The following is an 18,329-nucleotide window of genomic DNA, read 5'->3' as shown; positions in this document are numbered from 1 at the left end:
TAACTAATGAGGTGACGGTGACCCGCATTACAAACGCATACTGGTGATTCTGATAAAGGCCATAAACTTAGCAAATTTGAGAAACGGTATATGAATGACATAGGTTTTTGAGATAATTAATGGATAAACGGAATATATTCTTAAACAACAAACGCATATTAGTTACCGGTGCTTGCGGCACCGTAGGCTCCGAGCTGGTTTGTCAGCTCCTTGAGGATAACTACCAGCCTGCGGAAGTCATAGCACTGGACAACAACGAAAGTGGATTGTTCTTTTTAGAGCAGCGGTTTATATCCGACAGTCGTGCCAGTTTTTTCTTGGCAGATGTACGAGATCGGGACAAATTATGCCGAAAAATGCACGGCGTTGATATTGTTTTCCACACAGCTGCCTTCAAACATGTTATTTTGTGCGAAAGATCCCCTTTTGAGGCCGTACAGACCAATATCGTTGGTGTCCAAAACATTATCTATGCCGCCTGTGAAAACCATGTGGAAAGGGTTATCTTCACCAGTTCTGATAAAGCAGTAAACCCGACTAATGTAATGGGGACTTCAAAGCTTATGGGCGAAAAACTAATGACTGCGGCCAATAGCAATTCTCGCAATAAAGGCCCCTTGTTTACCTCCACCCGTTTTGGAAACGTCCTTGGTTCCCGCGGTTCGGTAATTCCTATTTTCCATGAACAGATTAGGAAGGGAGGGCCAGTTACCCTTACTGATCCTGAAATGACCCGTTTTATCATGAGCATCCGAGAGGCCGTGCGTTTAGTTATCGATTCAGCCAGCTTAGCCCGGGGCGGGGAGGTTTTTATCACTAAAATGCCTGTCATTCGTATTAAGGATCTGGCTGAGGTTATGATCCAGGAGCTTGCTCCCGTATATGGTCATGAACCAGCTAGTGTTGAAATACTCAACATCGGAGCAAAACCAGGGGAGAAAATGTATGAGGAACTCCTCAGCCTGGAAGAAACCCGCCGGGCTATTGAGCTTCCTCTCTACTTTGCCGTCTTGCCTGCATTTCGTGGCATCTATCGGAATATTAACTATAGCTACCCAGTTATTGTATCCACCGAAGTCAGAAATCCTTACATCTCTGCAAACGAAACGCCCTTAAGCCCGGATGAGTTGCGAAACTTCTTAATAACTAATGATCTATTGTCGATGAAGAACAAGCGGACAGATCTCCCTGATCGATGCTATTGGCCAGGGGAAAGGGAGGAACTGGCCTGATGCGCATATTAATTCTCGGGGGTGACGGTTATCTGGGCTGGCCGACCGCCATGTATTTTTCTCACCGGGGCTATGATGTAACGGTGGTAGATAATTATTTTCGGCGAAATAGCTGTCTCGAGCTTGATGTGGGAATGCTCTACCCTGTTCCTTCTTTGGTTGAACGGGCTAGAATCTGGCACGAACACACAGCAAAGGAAATCAAGGTTGTAATTGGCGACCTGACGGATCCAATTCTTATGCGTTCTCTTTTTACCGGTAATATTGATTACGCATGGGCTGTTAACAGAAAATTTACAGGCATGCCTGAAACCGTAGTGCATTATGCCGAACAACCGTCTGCCCCCTATTCCCTTCTCAATTATCATTATGCCAATCTGACCATTACCAATAATCTGCTGGTCACAAACAATCTGATGTTTGCGGTCCGTGACTTTTCGAGAAATACACATATTGTAAAGCTTGGCACCATGGGTGAATATGGCACCCCAAATATTGATATTGAGGAAGGATGGCTGAATATTGAGCACAACGGCAGAAGCGATAGATTTCTTTATCCGCGCCAGGCCAGTTCTCTTTATCATACATCAAAGATTATGGATACTGATCTCCTCTGGTTTGGCGTTCGAATGTGGAATCTGCGGGTCACTGACCTTATGCAAGGTCCGGTTTACGGAATTGAGACGGAGGAATCTAAAATAGATGACCGGCTGAAGACAATTTTCAATTACGACGAAATCTTTGGAACCGTGGTAAACAGATTTATTGTCCAGGCTATTATTGGTTATCCTTTGACCGTATATGGAAAAGGCGGTCAGACAAGAGGATATTTGAATATCAACGATACATTACAGTGCGTTCATCTCGCTATGAAAAATCCGCCTGCCCAGGGAGAATTGCGCATATTCAACCAAATCATGGAAACCTTCAGCGTTAATCAGTTGGCGGAGATGACGCAGAACGTTGCTAAAAAGCTTGGTTATGATGTAACGATAAATCATCTTGAAAATCCTCGCAAGGAAGCGGAAGGGCATTATTATAATCCGCGCTACCAAGGGCTTTTGGACCTGGGCGTTAAGCCGCATTATCTCACGCATGAACTATTGGAAAATATGATGGCGGTTGTTGAGCAATACAAAAGTAACATTCGTAAGGAAGTAATATTTAAGGGGGTTAAATGGTAGTTTTCGCAAAAGACTAATTAGCGGAGAGGGAGGGTCTGCCTGATTTTATGATGGATTCAGGGCTGGTTGGGGGAGACAACCCTAATAACGAAAAAATGGCAGTTGCGCAATAAAGCGCGTTGAGATGTTTATGAATTTATATCTTCCGGTTGAAGTTAAGAATAGAGAATTATACTCAAAAGTGTTGCTTGCAAAATATGCGGCTGAAAAGGGCTTTAATGTAATTTTGGGCAGGAAAAACGATCTAAATAGACTTGTTTTGCGAATGCCTGCAGGCATATACTTCGGATTAGGTGTTCCTGAGAATTATAAGAATTTTTATCGCACCTTGTTTGAATTAGGAAATATTGTTGTCGTATGCGAAGAAGAGGGACTCATTACTTATACTGATGATATGTATTTAGATATGAGGATTTCTTCAAAAGCTATGGAATACGTAGATCTATTGTTCAGCTGGGGAGCGGATAATCGAAACATAATTTCATCTAATAAAAAGGAGTTGTCTCATAAAATTAAGATAACAGGACACCCTAGATTTGATTTATTAAAACCGGAATTTTCGAATGTTTACAAAAAAGAAATTGCTATTATAAGGAAAAAATACAATAAGTACATATTAATCTGTACTTCTTTCCCCTCTTGTAACCACTTTGTGCCCGGCATTGATTATGTCCAGTCTTTAATTGACAAAAAGGTTCTTAAGAGCCAAGAATCTATCGATAATTTCAAAAGATATCAAAAGATCAAGACAAAAACCCTGCATTCATTTTTGGAGGCAATACCTCTACTCGCAAAAAAGTGTCCGGGCACAGATATTGTTGTCAGACCTCATCCCTCTGAGAACAAAGAGGTTTATGTCAAACTCGCCAGGGAATTTAACAACGTTCACGTCGAAAGTAACATTTTCTCTGTGCATCCGTGGATACTGGCAGCGGAAGCGCTTGTTCATCATTATTGTGCAACTGCAGTTGAAGCATATGCCGCTAATGTTCCGAGGTTCTCCTTGCGCCCTGAAGCGGATCCATTAAGTGAGAAGGAAATTCCTTTTGAATGTTCTAAGGTATGTTCTTCGCCTGAGGAACTGGTTAAGGCTGTACATGATTGTTTGGTTGATTCTTCCTCCAAAAAACATTGCGTGACACCTAAAAAAGATTATTCGGATTACGTATTGAATATTGGTGATATTGTGTCTGCAAAATTGATGGTTGACGAGATATCATCTATAGCCAACCGAAGGTCGGAGAAATACAAAAGCAGTATGAATAATAACAGATGCTATCATGAATATACAGGCAGGCTCTTATTTTTTTTGCGAGACGTCGCAGCAATGGTTATACGGAGGAACAGCGTTTGGCGTGATTACACTTCTCATAAGTTTGATAATTTTACCGTTGATGAAATACGGGGAGTTCTTTCTTCGTTTGGTGCGGATGCAAAGGGGCGGCTGAAGTGTAAAAAGAGGGGAAGTAAATTTATACAAATATCCATGAGTGCTTAATCGACACAGTTCTAATCACTTAATTGAATAAGACAGTGATTCCTTTAAACATTAAAAAGTATTTTCATAAAGTTAATTATATTCTTGGCAAAGATAGGAATAAAATTCTTTGGCTGGTGCCGCTATTCCTATTTTCATCAATCCTTGATTTGCTTGGGATCAGTTTAGTAGCAACATTTGTTACTATTTTGACTAACCATGATAGGTTATCGGGGAAATTTTTTGCACCCTACTTAGGCCGCATTAAATTTATGGGGAATGATGAGCTTAAGGTAGCAATTTTTGTCGGTTGCTTTTTTATCATATTAGCTTTTTTTACCAAAACTGTAACGGCAATTTTGATCAACAAAAAAATATTTCGGTTATGTTTCGATCAGACTGTGAAGCTGCGTTCATATCTTATGAGCGCTTATCAGGAAATGAATTATGTAGATTATCTGCGTCGGAATAGCTCTGAATATGTGTATAATATCCAGACAATTGTTGGTCAGTTCGCAGTTAGTATTACACAGTCTCTACTGCGGATAATAAGTGACGGCGTTATCTGCTTAGCAATAATTGTTTTTTTGGCCATCAATGATTGGCAGTCTCTGAGTATCTTAATAGTTTTATTGGCTGCTCTTATTGTTTGTTATGATAAGTTTTTTAAAAACAAAAATAAGCTTTATGGCATAATCTCAAATAAATTTTCTACACGAATGGTTCAAGCCATACAAGAAGGAATGAATGGCTTTCGCGAAAATCGAATTTATGGGACTGCGCATTATTTCAATAAAATGGTGAATGATAACGCAAAGGGGCTGGCTGATGCGCGAGTTAAGTCTCAGGTTATTACTACTTCTTCCCAATATGTCGTTGAATTTGTATTGATTCTGTTCGTTGTTTTGTTGGTTTTAGTCTCAGTTTTGACCGGTAGAACGGTTGATTCTATTATTGCAACAATAGCTGTATTTGCTATTGCTGCAATGAGGTTAATGCCGTCTGCAAATCAAATATTGAGCTGTGCAACAAAAATACGTTATGGGAAAAACACGGTGGATATTTTATATAACGATTTAAAAAAGATAGATAGCAACAGGGTGAGGCAGGATTTTGAAAAATACGATTTGGCTTGCAGAAAAAATACAAAAATCGCTCACAGTAATTGCAATAATTTCAATGTACTGAGACTCCGGAATGTTGAATTTACCTATCCTGGAAATTTGTCGCCCACGCTTTCTAATATAAACTTGGAAATAGGAAGGGGGACCTCTGTTGGCATAATAGGTATGTCTGGGTCTGGTAAGACGACGTTGGTTGATATTATATTGGGTTTATTAAAGCCCCAGGGTGGAGAGATTTTATTTGATCATACGCCGGTTGATGATAATTCATGTAACTGGATGTCGGAATTTGCATACTTGCCTCAAGATGTGTTCATTGTTGATGATACACTCCGCAACAACATCGCCCTTGGTGTCCCAGGTTGTGAGATTGACGACAAGCGAGTCATTAACGCATTAAAGCAATCCAGATTAGAAGATCTGGTCAATAACTTGCCGAATGGTATTCATAGTGTTGTTGGAGAGCGGGGCATGAGGCTATCCGGTGGACAGCGGCAGCGAATTGCTATTGCGCGCGCATTTTATCATAATAGAAAAATTTTAGTAATGGATGAATCAACCAGCGCCCTTGATGATAAAACAGAGAAAGAAGTTGTTGATGAAATATCGCTCTTGAAAGGTTCGATAACCTTAATCGTCATTGCACATCGGCTTACTACGCTAAAGCATTGTGATATTATATATGAAATTGATAATGGACGTATAGTTCGCAAGGGTGATTACGAGAAAATAGTCGGGACCAATATGATAGGCAAGGTGTGATTTTTTGTTCCAGTTATTAATGATGATAATACATGATTTGATGGTTTAACATGAGGGAGTGATGAAAAAAGTTAAAATTTACGGGGCCGGGTCCATCGGAAACCATCTCAGTTATGCCTCACGGCAGATGGGGTGGAGTGTTGATCTTTGTGATATTAATAAGGATGCTCTAGAAAGAGCTAAGAATGAAATATATCCCTCACGATATGGTAAGTGGGATGACTCCATAGGTCTTTATGATTGCAACGAGATATCGGACGGGAATTACGATCTGATTGTTATTGGAACACCCCCTGATAGTCATATGCCGGTTGCTCGTTCTTCCATTAAACAAGGCGCAAAAACATTACTGGTTGAAAAACCGTTCTGTACTCCAGATCTAAAGGGAGCACAACAGCTATTTGAAGAGGCCAATGAGGCTGGTTGCACAGTTTTTGTCGGCTACGATCATGCTGTTGGTAAATCCGCAACTCGGATGGCGGATTATTTAATGTCCAGTGAAGTAGGGGAAATACAAACACTGGATGTTGAATTTCGTGAACATTGGGGGGGGATTTTCAAGGCTCATCCATGGCTTAATGGGCCGGCTGATACATATCTTGGGTATTGGGAGCGTGGCGGTGGCGCGTGCGGCGAACATTCTCACGCCATTAACCTTTGGCAGAATTTGGCCCGTCAGGCAGGAAAAGGAAGAGTTGTTGAGGTTTCATCTACGATGAAATATGTCAGAGATGGTGTCATTGATTACGACAGTATCTGTTTGCTCCAGCTTGTCACCGAAGACGGATTTGTCGGTCGGGTTGTTCAGGACGTAGTCACCCGGCCGACAAGGAAATGGGCGCGGGCTCAGTGTGAAAACGGATATGTTGAATGGTATTGTGGCAACAAACCTGGACTAGATACAGTGGAATCTGGTTTAAATACAGGAGAAGTGACTACATCAGAAATTACAAAGACAAGGCCGGATGATTTTATTCAGGAATTAAGGCATATTGAATCAATCTTAGGTACTGGAAGCCGTAAGGATTCTCCCATTTCATTAGCACATGGGCTTGATACGATGTTGGTTATCGCTGCCGCACATCTTTCTGCGCAGAAAAAATGTTCCGTCAAGATTGATTATTCAGCCGGCTATAAAATTGATGCTCTTTCACTCATGAAATAATTTATCGGTGTGTTTTTTCGTCTATCAAACAGGCGGCTTGTTCGGCTAGCTTGGTTTTTAAGATCGCTAATTTTCTTTCAATCTTAAATAGTAAAGGGACGATTATGACAGAGTTTGATTTTAATGATTTGTTTGTTTTGGATCTGGCCAATAACCACCAAGGAAGCATGGATCATGGACTTAAGGTGATCAGAGAATGTGGAAAAATTGTGAGAAAGCATAAGGTTCGTGCCGCCTTAAAATTCCAGTTCCGCCAATTAGACACATTCATTCATCCTGCGCATAAAAAATCAAGCGATAATAAACACATACCACGTTTTCTCGCAACTCGTCTCAGTGACAAGGAGTGGCAAACATTATTCGATGCTGTCAAGGATGAAGGCATGCTGACGATGTGTACCCCGTTTGATGATGAGTCGGTGCCGGTAATAACCGATATGGGCTTTGATATTATTAAGGTTGCGAGTTGCTCTGCAAAAGACTGGCCTTTGCTTGAGGCAATTGCTGATTCTTTTATGCCGGTGCTTGTTTCAACCGGGGGATTGGAAATTAGCGATATAGACAACATCACCAGCTTTTTTGAACATAGAGGCGTACAACATGCATTGATGCACTGTGTTTCGGTTTACCCAATCCCTAACAATCTGTTCAACTTGAACTATATTGACGTTATGCGCAGCCGTTATCGGGATCATACAATCGGTTGGTCGACACATGAAGATCCTAATGAAACTGTTGCTATTCAAATCGCGGTTGCAAAAGGCGCCAGGATATTTGAGAGACATGTGGGAGTTGAGACCGACCAAATCAAACTTAATTCCTATTCATCTACGCCCGAGCAACTCGATAAATGGCTGGAGGCCTATAAACATGCCGTAACTCTCTGTGGAATAAAAAATAAACGTCCTGTTACGGACTTGGAAAAAAAATCATTAGATGATTTGCAAAGGGGCGTATTCTTAAAGAGGAATGTTAAAAAGGGCACAGTATTAACTCGTGATGATGTTTATTTTGCAATGCCATTTTCCGAGGGGCAACTTCCAAACGGGGTTTGGCAAGAGGGAATAGTTGCTAAAGAATCGCTAAAAAAAGATGATCCGCTCTGGAAAAACAGCGTATCCATCCCGCCCGCTACAGATACTTCGGTGCTTAAAAAGGCGATTCATGAAGTAAAAGCCATGTTGAACGAGGCGTCAATAGCGCTTGATAGTGGGTTCCATATTGAGTTTTCCCATCATTATGGAGCAAAAAATTTCAGAGAAGTTGGCGCCGTAATTATTGATTGCATAAACCGTGAGTATTGTAAAAAACTAATTGTTGTTTTGCCCGGGCAAAGACATCCGGCGCATTACCACAAACGCAAGGAGGAATCCTTTCAGGTTCTTAGCGGAGTTTTTGAATGTGAGATAGATGGACACAGGAGAACATTGCATCCTGGTAACATTGCCCTGGTGCAGCCTGGGGTTTGGCATCATTTTTGGTCCGATACCGGCTGCATTGTGGAAGAGGTTTCCACCACACATTACAATAATGATTCCGTGTATAATGACAGGCGGATAAACGCGCTTGATAGAAGTGAAAGGAAAACCGCTGTGGAACACTGGGGCCGATTCCAGTTTGGGGCTGATTGATAGTGATTTTATGATAAAGCTTGTGGTGTTTGATTTTGATGGTACTTTAGTTGAATCAAATGAGATTAAGCGGCAGACTTTTTTTGAAGTTACCGATCACTTGCCTGGCGCTAAGCCACTTCTAGATAAAGTACTGTCGGATCCTGAGTTTGGAGACCGTAATGCAATATTTACATACGTTTCTGAACGGTTAAATTCAACAAATCAAGGAGTCGTTGTTGATTCCCTGGAGCTATCTGCCCTCTATACCAAGTTGTGTGAGGAAAAAATTATACAAGCTCATGAGATTAAAGGAGCAACGCAAGCGCTAGCTGAACTATATGCCATGGGTATCAAATTGATGATCAGTTCCGCGACCCCGGAATTAACCTTAAAAAATATCATACTTAAGCGGGGATGGGGGCCTGTATTTAATAAGATATATGGCTGTCCAGCAAGTAAGGAGCAACACGTGGCTGAAATCATGAGAACCTGGCAATGTTCGGCAGAAAATATCCTTTATGTGGGCGACAGTGAGGTCGATCGGCGGGCTGCCTTGCGGGCAGGCTGTTATTTTGCAGGAGTCGGCAAAGATATTTCCCGTTTTGACATTAGTCCTGAATACATGCTGGAAGATTTGCGAGAGTTGTCTTCGTTTGTTATGCAGCACCCTTGGAATTGACAGCCTATTGATAAGATAACAACTTTCGTTCATTGTTACGGTATAACCGGACAAAGCTGGCATAAGTATAAAACGATGAAAATGATTCGGCAGCATTATTCAAGCGATAAAGACAAATCATAGATAGTTAAAATTCTCTGAAGAGAAAAAAATGATTTTTGAGAGTAACTGAATGATAACAGTCGCAAATAGAATAAAATCATATACGCTAAATATAACAAGGCGAGAGATCGAAAAAAGATATTTAGCAAATTTTAAAAAAAATAATGAGTTATGGGAGATATTGAATAGTTATATTTTAGCATCAGGATCGACAGGCTGTGGTTTCGGTGATTATTGGACGCTTTATAATTTTGTACGAAAAAATAAACCAAAAGAAATTTTGGAGTGCGGTACCGGAATTTCAACCATTGTAATAGCCTATGCTCTAATCGAAAATGAAAAAGAGGGGTTTAGGGGAAGTATTACTTCGATGGAATCAGTTGAAGAATATTATAACATGGCAAAAATACTATTGCCGAAATTTATGATGCCTTATGTTGATATTATTTTTAGTCCTGTCATTGAAGATTATTATTCACTTTTTCGAGGTGTACGATACAAAAATATCCCTAACAAAAAATACGATTTTGTTTATGTCGATGGACCAAGCTACATAGCGCCTTCAGATGGAACAATTGCTTTTGACTATGATTACTTGTACATCGTAAAAAATTCAAAAACGCCTGTATCTGCTATAATTGATAAAAGAGTAAGTACCTGTTATGTACTCCAGAAAGTATTTGGAACAGAGAAAGTACGTTATAATGCATTAAAACATTTGGGCTTCGTGGATCCATGCTCGAAAGAGGATATCCTGCATTTTGACGAAATAACACCTTCTGACGCTTTCGCTGAAAGCTTTAAGATCTTCGGAAATACAACGTTAACTTTGAAATTTAAAAATAGTAAATATCTAGGGAAACTCTGATTAATCGGAGTTTCCCTAAACTAAACGTGGCGGGTGTTGTAGGCTAGGACCCGGCAGCAAAACAAGAAGCTAACCTATGGCTAAAGTTTTTGATTTCATGGATAAGGACAGGCAGGAGTTCTTGCGTATCAAGCACGAGGAAGCGCAGCGTTTCATCGACCCTGACACAGGGAAGATTCATGCGCATATGGTCGAGCGCATCAACTGTCCGGTATGCGATGTGGACGATTCCGTGTGGGTGTTCGACAAGGCTGGATTCGACTTCGTAAGGTGCCGTCATTGCGGGTTGTTGTACGTCAACCCACAACTCACCGCCGAGATACAGGATTCCATCTACAAGCAGTCCAAGACTGCTGACCACTGGATCAAGGTTCAGAAGAAGACCAAGGAACAGACCTGGAACGCGGAGAAGAAGTACTTGCCTGCTCTTGAGGAACTGCGTCGCATCTACCCGCAGGGTGGAAAACTGCTAGATGTGGGTTGCTCCATCGGCCAGTTCCTGAGCCTGGCTCGTGACGCCGGATGGGATGTCATGGGCGTGGAACTGAATGCCGACGCGGCGGCCATCGCACGCCGTGATTACAGTTTGACGATCCACGAGAAGAAATTGGAAGAGGCTGGTTTTGCCGGTGGCGAATTCGATGTTGTGACTCTCTGGGGTGTTTTAGAACACCTCACCGACCCCAATGGCATGTTGCAAACTATCCGCCGTGTGCTTAAGAATGATGGTTTAGTGCTGTTTTTCGTGCCTAATGGTCACAGCCTGATTATTCGCATGACCCGGGAGCACAATTCCACGGTATCTGGGCGCGCCCATCTGTGGTATTTCACCCCTGAAACCATGGACAAAATTCTGCGTAAGAGCGGCTTCAAAAAGGTCGTTGAGTTTTCTGTGTTGCCACAGCTACACGAAATCGAGCATTTCCTACAATATAATACGCTCTACCGTGAGCCCGACGTAGAGTGCGCTGAGGAGTTTACCATTCCTACCGAGGTGCGGGAGGCGCTGGAGCGCTATATGGATAAAAACAAGCTGGGTTACAAATTGATTACTATTGGCAGAAAGATCGGTTGACAGTCTCACTGGAGAATTATTATGAGAAGAATTAAGGGGGTGATGGTGGTCGTACCGACGCCACTCACAGCAAATGAAGACGCTGACCTGGAAGGCATTGAGCGTCTGATAGATTTCCTCGCTGGTCATGGCCTTGCGCTGTTCGCGCTCGGTTCGGCCGGCGAAGGCATGAACCTCTCTTTCGCCACCCGTGTTGCGGTTGCGCGCAAGATGGCAGAGGTCAACGACGGACGCGTACCACTGCTTGTAGGTGGCGGCAGTTTTAGCGTGCGCGACTCACTGGAATTTATCGGCGCTGTCGCTGACTGCCGTATTGACGGTATTCACGTCATCCCGTATGACAAAAAGATAAGCGGTGAGGCAGTGGAATTGCTCTACCGCGGGATTGCCGATAGATCGCCGCTTCCTATCTGGCTGTATCAGAATACCACCCGTACCAGTGGTATTCCCATTGAGGTGGTCAAGTCCCTGAAAAGCCACCCGAACATTCACGGCGTCAAGCTGGCGGGGTTCGATCTGCGGGTAAACCAGGGGTTCATGGCGCTCAACTCACCGGATTTCCAGGTATTTGGCTCGGCCGATTGCCAGATGTTTTCGTTCCTATGCCATGGGTTGGAAGCGAGTTCCAGCAGCACCGCGGCTTGTTTTCCTGAACTGTTTAAAGAGCTCTATGTATCAATCCAGTCCGATAGCCTGAGTAGGGCGCGCGCCAAGAACGACGAGATCATGAGCTTTCTCAAGCGCCTACCTAAAGGAGCTTACTGGCACAACGGGGAGTCAGCTGCGGAGGTCAAATATCTGTTGTCGTTGCGCGGCATCTGTAAGGAATATGTGGCCAAGCCCTTCCGGGGTCAGACTGACGAAGAGAAGCGTCTAAGTGAGGCTGTCTACCGCGATTACGAGCACTATTTGAAGACTGGAAAGTTGTGTCTGGCATAATGACAAGTACGGATTCACAGCCCGTTGTTTCCGGTGAGGGGCGGGCAATTGTTGTTGTGCCGGCACGCGGGGGGTCGAAGCGCTTCCCGCGCAAAAACATTGCGTTACTGGCGGGGCGTCCCCTGCTGGCCTATTCCATTGCGGCAGCGCAGCAGGCACGGAGTATCGATGCTGTGTATGTTTCGACGGAGGACGACGAGATCGCGGCGGTAGCCAAACGCTATGGCGCACAGGTGCCCTTCCGCCGTCCGGAGGAACTGGCTGGTGATCAAGTGCCTGCAGATGCGGCAGTGGCTGATCTGGTGCGTCGTCTGCAGGGCGAGCACGGTCTGAATATTGATATGGTTGTGCTGATCCAACCCACCTCCCCGTTTGTCACTGCTGCTCACATTGACGCGGCGGTGGAACTCCTGCGTGCCGAGCCCGACTTGGATTCGGTGACTACTATGGCAGAGCTGGACCACCGCCACCATCCTTACAACCTGGCCTTCATGAAGGCGGACGGCCGCTGGGAGTTTCTTTTCGAAGAAGAACGTAATCAGGCGCGTAGCCGTCAGAGCAAACCGAGTGCGCTGAAGTTCGGCAATCTGTTTGCTGCCCGTACCGAGACCATGCTCAGCGTTGGCCGTTTTGGACGCGTCAAAGGCGCGGTGCTGATTGACCCTATTTACTCATGGGACATTGATCATGAATGGGAATTACGCGTCGCCGAGTACTTGCTCGCCAATGGTTTGGTGAACCTTCCGCATATAGTGCCCTGACGGGGGAATTGGTCTTAGAGGGGAGCTTTAAAGGCGAGGGTTGTCGAGTAACTCTTCGTAGTAAAGTCAGTCCATAATGCACAGTGTTTTGCGATTTACGGAAAATATTTGATAAGCAAGTTTTAGTTTTGGCTCCTCGACTTTTTATGTGGATTCCAAGATATTTTGAATCGGTGCAGCAACCAGATAAATCATTCCGATAAATGTCTCGTCCTTTCTGCCAACCTCTAGCCCGTGCCTTGGGCCTGGAATATTTCGTTGAAGGTTTCGGTGCGTATGAAGTAGTTTAGTAATAATCCAACAGTGCCGTGATTCTTTAGCATGCCGGTATTTCTCAACAATAGAGGATAGGATTGAAATTTTCTCGTATTGCTAAAAGCTTAATTGTTCATTTTAACCTGGTTCAATTGAGTGTTCGCCTCGGTATGCCTATTCTTACGGCAAGACTTGCAATGCTTTTATCGAAATCATTTAATACGGGCAGTAAGTATAATGTTCTTTGTCTAGGACGCTCGATTTTTGATGAAGACATTGAAGAGTTGGCAAAATATGGTTCAACACTTAATTATCTCATTATTCCAAAATTTGTTTTTATAAGCATATTTAATCATTATTTTTCGCAAATGCCATTAAGTCAAAGCCATATTAAGTATCATGAATTTAAGGGCTTCAATCATGAGAAAGAGATGTATAGGCGGTTTCTTAAAGCACTTTTGAGTGAGTTGTCCAAGAGTTCTGGCATTAACGCTGTAATGTCTGCAAATTATGTCTATGCATGGCAACAGGAGTTAGCTGTTGTTTGTAATGAGGCCAAGATACCTTTTGTTGTGTTGTTTAAAGAAGGGATTTCTCCCGTGTATAAGGGGGGGGATGCTTCACAAGATGCCCATGATCTATTAGTGAACGCCTATACCAATAATAAATTTATAGGCACTAAGCTGCTTGTTTATAACGAAAAAACAAGAAATGCTTTTGTCAATGCAAATATTGAAGGAATTAGCCGAGATACGGTAGAGATTGTCGGCATACCAAGATTTGATAGATACTTTAAATTGAAGACACAAGGAAATAATATTGTATTTTTTTCTTTTTCTATAGAGGATAAGGCTCGTCACTTGGAGCTATCTGAAGAAGTGCTCAATGAATATATAGATAAGAGTGAAAAATTCCACATCGAGGTAATGAGGTATGCAAAATCCAATTCTGGGCAGAATGTAGTTATAAAAACTAAACGCAATATTAGGTACCTGAATTATGTGAAAAAAATAGCTAAAAATAACGGATATTCGAATTTAAAAAATCTTTTAATCACAAACACTGGAAATGTATACGACCATATAAAAAACTCTTTCGCTATTATTGGTTATAACTCAACGGCATTGTTGGAAGGTTTTGCCGCTTGCCGGCTGATTATTACACCAGACTTTAGGGGCGGAATAATTCATGATTTTTTTGAGGAATATCCTAATTTGGCTAATTATGCAAAAAATATGGAAGACATTGAACGTATTGTTTCAAAAGGTAGTGCCATTGCTATTAATAATGAAGAATTGAAGTCATTGTTATGTGACAGAATATACATACCTGATGGTCAAGCTTGTAGAAGAACGGAAGCATCCATACGAAAAGCCATTGATATGTTTAAAAACAAGGAGGCATTGGAAGCCTAATTTCCTGAATCCGTGACGCTTTAATTGGCAAAGCAACAAACTGGCCGGAATGTTTTAGCTCCCGGTGTCGCCTCAATATCAAGAAATTACTCGTAATGAAAAAAAGGTTCACATATCCTTTGAGGACGGCGCTTCGCTTTTTGTTAGTTATTAAGTCATACCCAACGGCGGGCATCTCCTTTTTTTTTCGAATTTTTAATCTCATTTATGGGTGTAAGAGGGTTGTTTTGCGTGATTATGATGAGATATACAGACATAAACAATGCCTTCGTGAGAGCAAGAAGAATGTAGGTCATGCCGTGATTGGAAAAGAGGTTGCTCTGACATTTCTTAATCGTGAATTGTGTCGAGTAAAGATCAAAAATGATGAGGAGTTATCTGCAGAACATTTTTATCTCAACAGATCTACCGCTGATGCAGATTTTCTGCTTAAATTATGCAATGGTCACATCAATATTAATAAGGATACTTTGATTTTTGATCCTGGCTGCGGCACAGGCAGGCATCTTCTTTATCTGGTCGATAAATTTGGCTGTAAAGGCATTGGGGTTGATGTTTACTCACCAGCGATTGAGGTGGCTAAGCGAGCAAGTTGGGATAAGCATGTAGAATTTTATTCGCTTTCTTCACTTGAGAAAGGTGTTTTAGAAAGATTGATCCCAGATGGTTGTGACTATGTGTTTATAAATAGTTGGCTCAACCATGTTTACGGGTACGACGGTTATGGTGAGTTTATCAAGAAGATTGTTAATTCGTGCCGGATGATACTATTGATTACGTCAATTAAAAATGATTTGCAAAAGTATCTTCCCAACCCTGAAATACTTGTGCATGAGATACGTGGGAAATCACAATATGCGCTCATAAAAGGTAATAAGTGTTGAGATAATTAAAATGATATTCTCCAAAAATATTAGTATTGATGGCCGAACTGTTGGAGAGGGCAATCCGATATACATCGTTGCAGAAGCGGGTGTGGCCCATTTCGGCAATGAAGAAAAAGCTTATAGATTGGTGGACCTTGCAGTTGAAGCGCGTGCCGATGCGGTTAAATTTCAAGTCTTTGATGTTAATGCATTAATCTCCGACGAACTTAATGATTGGAAGGATCGTCTTCGGTCCAGACAATTGCCGTTTCAGGCTTTTGAGAGAATACAGAGGTACTGCCGTGAAAAAGGGATCACTTTTTTTGCTACAGCTCATGATGAACCATCTCTGGACTTTCTGGTGAGTCTTGATGTTCCGGTTTATAAGGTCGGTTCAGGCGAAGTAGGCAATTGGCCATATTTATCCCGTGTGGCAGCCCTTGGAAAGCCAATAATCTTTTCAACGGGTATGTATCAAATTAGCCAAATCAAAAAGGCGTTAGATGCAGTGGCTGCAACCGGCAATACAGACGTGGCAGTATTGCATTGCGTGACTCGTTATCCTACTCCGCCGGAAGAGGTAAGTCTAGGCAATATCGCATTGATTCGAGAACGTTTTAATGTCATATCCGGATATTCTGACCATACTGAGGGGTATCATATCCCCCTGGCTTCAGCGGCCTTAGGCGCAGCAATTATAGAAAAACATATCAGCCTCGATTTTGATGTGCCGGATGCACAGGACTGGAAGGTATCGTGCGGGCCGCATAATTTGGGGATCTTCATAAGACAAGTTCGGCAGATCGAAGCTGCTCTAAGAGTTCGAGAAAGCGGACCAACCGAGGGCGAAAAAAAGAGTTTGGTTTGGGCGGGAAAGAGTTTGGTGGCAAAACATGACATTTCCGCAGGATCATTGTTAACACGTGATGATGTGGTGTCGAAAAGACCGGGGACTGGTATCCCGCCTTCACAGATTGAACAGGTAGTAGGTCGTAAAATAAAGGTCAATATACGAAGGGATAACGTCATAAAATTTGAGGATTTGGAATGAAAAAACGTAAGATATGCGCGGTATTAACTACTCGCGGCAATTATGCGAAAATGAAATCTGTTATGGCCCTTATTCAGGAAGCTCCCGATTTGGAATTACAACTTGTAATCGGCGGCATGATTGTTCTTGAAAAGTATGGACGCATCTTGCAGACCCTTGAGAATGGCGGATCGTTTGTGGCAAGAAGGATTAATTTTGTTATTGAAGGAGAAAATCTTGCAACAATGTCCAAATCGGCAGGGTTGGCTGTGATAGAATTTGCAAATGCTTTTGAAGAGCTTAAGCCGGATATTGTTCTGGTTATTGCGGACCGGTTTGAGTGTTTGCCGATCGCAATGGCCGCCGCTTATATGAATATTGTCGTTGCCCATATTGAAGGAGGTGAAGTTTCAGGATCCATTGACGAATCCATAAGGCACTCCATAACAAAATTATCTCATATCCATTTCCCTGCCTCGCAGGAGGCTGCCGAGCGTATTAAGCGCATGGGCGAGGATGAATCTACCATATTTCCTGTCGGCGGAACAAGCATGGATATCATTCGTCAATTGGATCTTGAAGACCTGGAACCGGTAAGAAGTTATCAAAAGGAATGGGGTATGGGGCCGTTAATAGATATTGAGGCTAATAAATATCTCGTTCTTATTCAGCATCCCGTTACCACTGAATATGAATATAATTTTGAGCATATTAATGAAACGATTGCGGTTTTAAGAGAGCTTAGGATGCCAACCCTGTGGATTATGCCGAACATGGATGCTGGCGCTGACGGCATTAATAAAGCAGTTCGCAGGTTAAGGGAGCGTGAATCACCCGATTATATCCATTTTTTTAAGAGCCTGCCGATTGAATATTATGCACCTGTTTTGAAAAATGCGGTATGTATTTTGGGAAATTCATCAAGTGGCATACGGGAGGCTGCTTTTCTTGGGACGCCGGCTGTCAATATTGGCTCACGGCAAAATGGCAGGGAGCGTGGAAAAAACGTAATAGATGTCGGTTATAATCGCACTGAAATTTTAAGCGCCGTCAAGTATCAGATAAAACATGGTCCATATGAAACTGATCATCTTTATGGGGATGGTTATGCGGCTGAAAAGATTATTGAGGTTTTGAAAACTACATCTCTTGATGTTCAAAAGCAAATTACCTACTGATGTAGATTATTACCAAACCCTTTTTGGCTGAAGTGGTAATGAATTAATGGACACTTTCTTAAGAGTGATTTAATCATCATTCTGGAGGTGTTCGATGGGAGCAAGAAAAAGACGTAACTATTCAAAAGAATTCAAGGAAGAGGCGGTCAAACTGGTCAGCGAACGAGGATATTCATATGCTGAAGCCGGACGGAATTTAGGGGTAAATCCGAATTTGCTGAGTCGGTGGACACGTGAAATAGAGTGAGAAGAAGTTGCTTCACCTGGTAGCGCGGTGGCGCTGCAAGAATGAGTGCCCCTGCGAAATAGGTTTTCAAAGAGCGATTTCTTCCCAATTTTATTGACGGAGAAGGATAAACAGGTTACTTTTGCCGAAAACAGCGAAAAATTATGCAATTATCCATATTTCAACAAAAAATAAATCATCCTTTCCCTATGGCAGGGCTAACAAGGCAAAAATTTGTTCAACATACTAAGACGGGCAATTGTTTGCGGTCATAGCGGGATCGGCTGAGGAAAAAGCGAAAGAGTGCTAGAACTGTTGAAAAAATGTAAGTCAACAAAATATCTAACCGGTCCAGCAGCTAGAGCTTATCTAAATGAG

At 42.5% G+C, this 18,329-nt stretch carries 15 protein-coding genes and 1 pseudogene; all 16 read left to right on the top strand.

Going from position 1 to position 18,329, the window contains the following annotated elements; all coding sequences use genetic code 11:
* Positions 1-119 precede the first annotated feature (119 nt).
* The 16 genes and pseudogenes from PHT49_00340 (at position 120) to PHT49_00265 (ending at position 17,963) form a co-directional block, all read left to right on the top strand.
* A complete protein-coding gene (locus PHT49_00340; protein ID MDD5450339.1) occupies positions 120-1,232 on the top strand; it encodes a polysaccharide biosynthesis protein in 1,113 nt (370 codons plus the stop codon).
* The gene (locus PHT49_00335) at positions 1,232-2,416 is read left to right on the top strand and encodes an NAD-dependent epimerase/dehydratase family protein (GenBank protein ID MDD5450338.1); all 1,185 of its coding nucleotides are present in this window, start codon (positions 1,232-1,234) and stop codon (positions 2,414-2,416) included. Before PHT49_00340 ends, PHT49_00335 begins: the two co-directional genes overlap by 1 nt.
* Before the next feature lie 130 nt (positions 2,417-2,546).
* Positions 2,547-3,914, top strand: a complete 1,368-nt coding sequence (locus PHT49_00330) for a hypothetical protein (protein MDD5450337.1) — start codon at positions 2,547-2,549, stop codon at positions 3,912-3,914.
* 23 nt (positions 3,915-3,937) lie between these two features.
* The gene (locus tag PHT49_00325) at positions 3,938-5,779 is read left to right on the top strand and encodes an ABC transporter ATP-binding protein (GenBank protein MDD5450336.1); all 1,842 of its coding nucleotides are present in this window, start codon (positions 3,938-3,940) and stop codon (positions 5,777-5,779) included.
* A gap of 61 nt (positions 5,780-5,840) precedes the next feature.
* On the top strand, positions 5,841-6,944 hold the full coding sequence (locus PHT49_00320; protein MDD5450335.1) for a Gfo/Idh/MocA family oxidoreductase: 1,104 nt from the start codon (positions 5,841-5,843) through the stop codon (positions 6,942-6,944).
* Positions 6,945-6,994: 50 nt separating this feature from the next.
* Positions 6,995-8,575: an N-acetylneuraminate synthase family protein gene (locus tag PHT49_00315; protein ID MDD5450334.1), complete on the top strand. Its 1,581-nt coding sequence runs from the start codon at positions 6,995-6,997 to the stop codon at positions 8,573-8,575.
* Entirely contained in the window at positions 8,562-9,236 is a 675-nt protein-coding gene (locus PHT49_00310; protein ID MDD5450333.1) for an HAD hydrolase-like protein, read from the top strand. The genes PHT49_00315 and PHT49_00310 overlap by 14 nt, the downstream gene beginning before the upstream one ends.
* A 172-nt stretch (positions 9,237-9,408) precedes the next feature.
* Positions 9,409-10,206, top strand: coding sequence for a hypothetical protein (locus tag PHT49_00305; protein ID MDD5450332.1), 798 nt, complete (start codon positions 9,409-9,411; stop codon positions 10,204-10,206).
* 76 nt (positions 10,207-10,282) lie between these two features.
* Complete coding sequence (locus PHT49_00300; protein MDD5450331.1) at positions 10,283-11,281, top strand: class I SAM-dependent methyltransferase; 999 nt, start codon at positions 10,283-10,285, stop codon at positions 11,279-11,281.
* 21 nt (positions 11,282-11,302) lie between these two features.
* A complete protein-coding gene (locus PHT49_00295; protein MDD5450330.1) occupies positions 11,303-12,220 on the top strand; it encodes a dihydrodipicolinate synthase family protein in 918 nt (305 codons plus the stop codon).
* Complete coding sequence (locus tag PHT49_00290) at positions 12,220-12,981, top strand: acylneuraminate cytidylyltransferase family protein (GenBank protein ID MDD5450329.1); 762 nt, start codon at positions 12,220-12,222, stop codon at positions 12,979-12,981. Before PHT49_00295 ends, PHT49_00290 begins: the two co-directional genes overlap by 1 nt.
* A gap of 353 nt (positions 12,982-13,334) precedes the next feature.
* Positions 13,335-14,651, top strand: coding sequence for a hypothetical protein (locus tag PHT49_00285; GenBank protein MDD5450328.1), 1,317 nt, complete (start codon positions 13,335-13,337; stop codon positions 14,649-14,651).
* 227 nt (positions 14,652-14,878) lie between these two features.
* Positions 14,879-15,535 carry a class I SAM-dependent methyltransferase gene (locus PHT49_00280; GenBank protein MDD5450327.1) on the top strand — a complete coding sequence of 219 codons (657 nt, stop codon included), beginning with the start codon at positions 14,879-14,881 and terminating at the stop codon, positions 15,533-15,535.
* 10 nt (positions 15,536-15,545) lie between these two features.
* On the top strand, positions 15,546-16,568 hold the full coding sequence (locus PHT49_00275) for an N-acetylneuraminate synthase family protein (GenBank protein MDD5450326.1): 1,023 nt from the start codon (positions 15,546-15,548) through the stop codon (positions 16,566-16,568).
* Entirely contained in the window at positions 16,565-17,725 is a 1,161-nt protein-coding gene (neuC, locus tag PHT49_00270; GenBank protein MDD5450325.1) for a UDP-N-acetylglucosamine 2-epimerase, read from the top strand. The genes PHT49_00275 and neuC overlap by 4 nt, the downstream gene beginning before the upstream one ends.
* 94 nt (positions 17,726-17,819) lie before the next feature.
* Positions 17,820-17,963: pseudogene (locus tag PHT49_00265) on the top strand (transposase).
* Positions 17,964-18,329: the final 366 nt, after the last annotated feature.

The organism is Desulfovibrionales bacterium (assembly GCA_028715605.1).
Taxonomy (GTDB): domain Bacteria; phylum Desulfobacterota; class QYQD01; order QYQD01; family QYQD01; genus QYQD01.
This window is presented reverse-complemented; position numbering and strand designations above follow the sequence as displayed.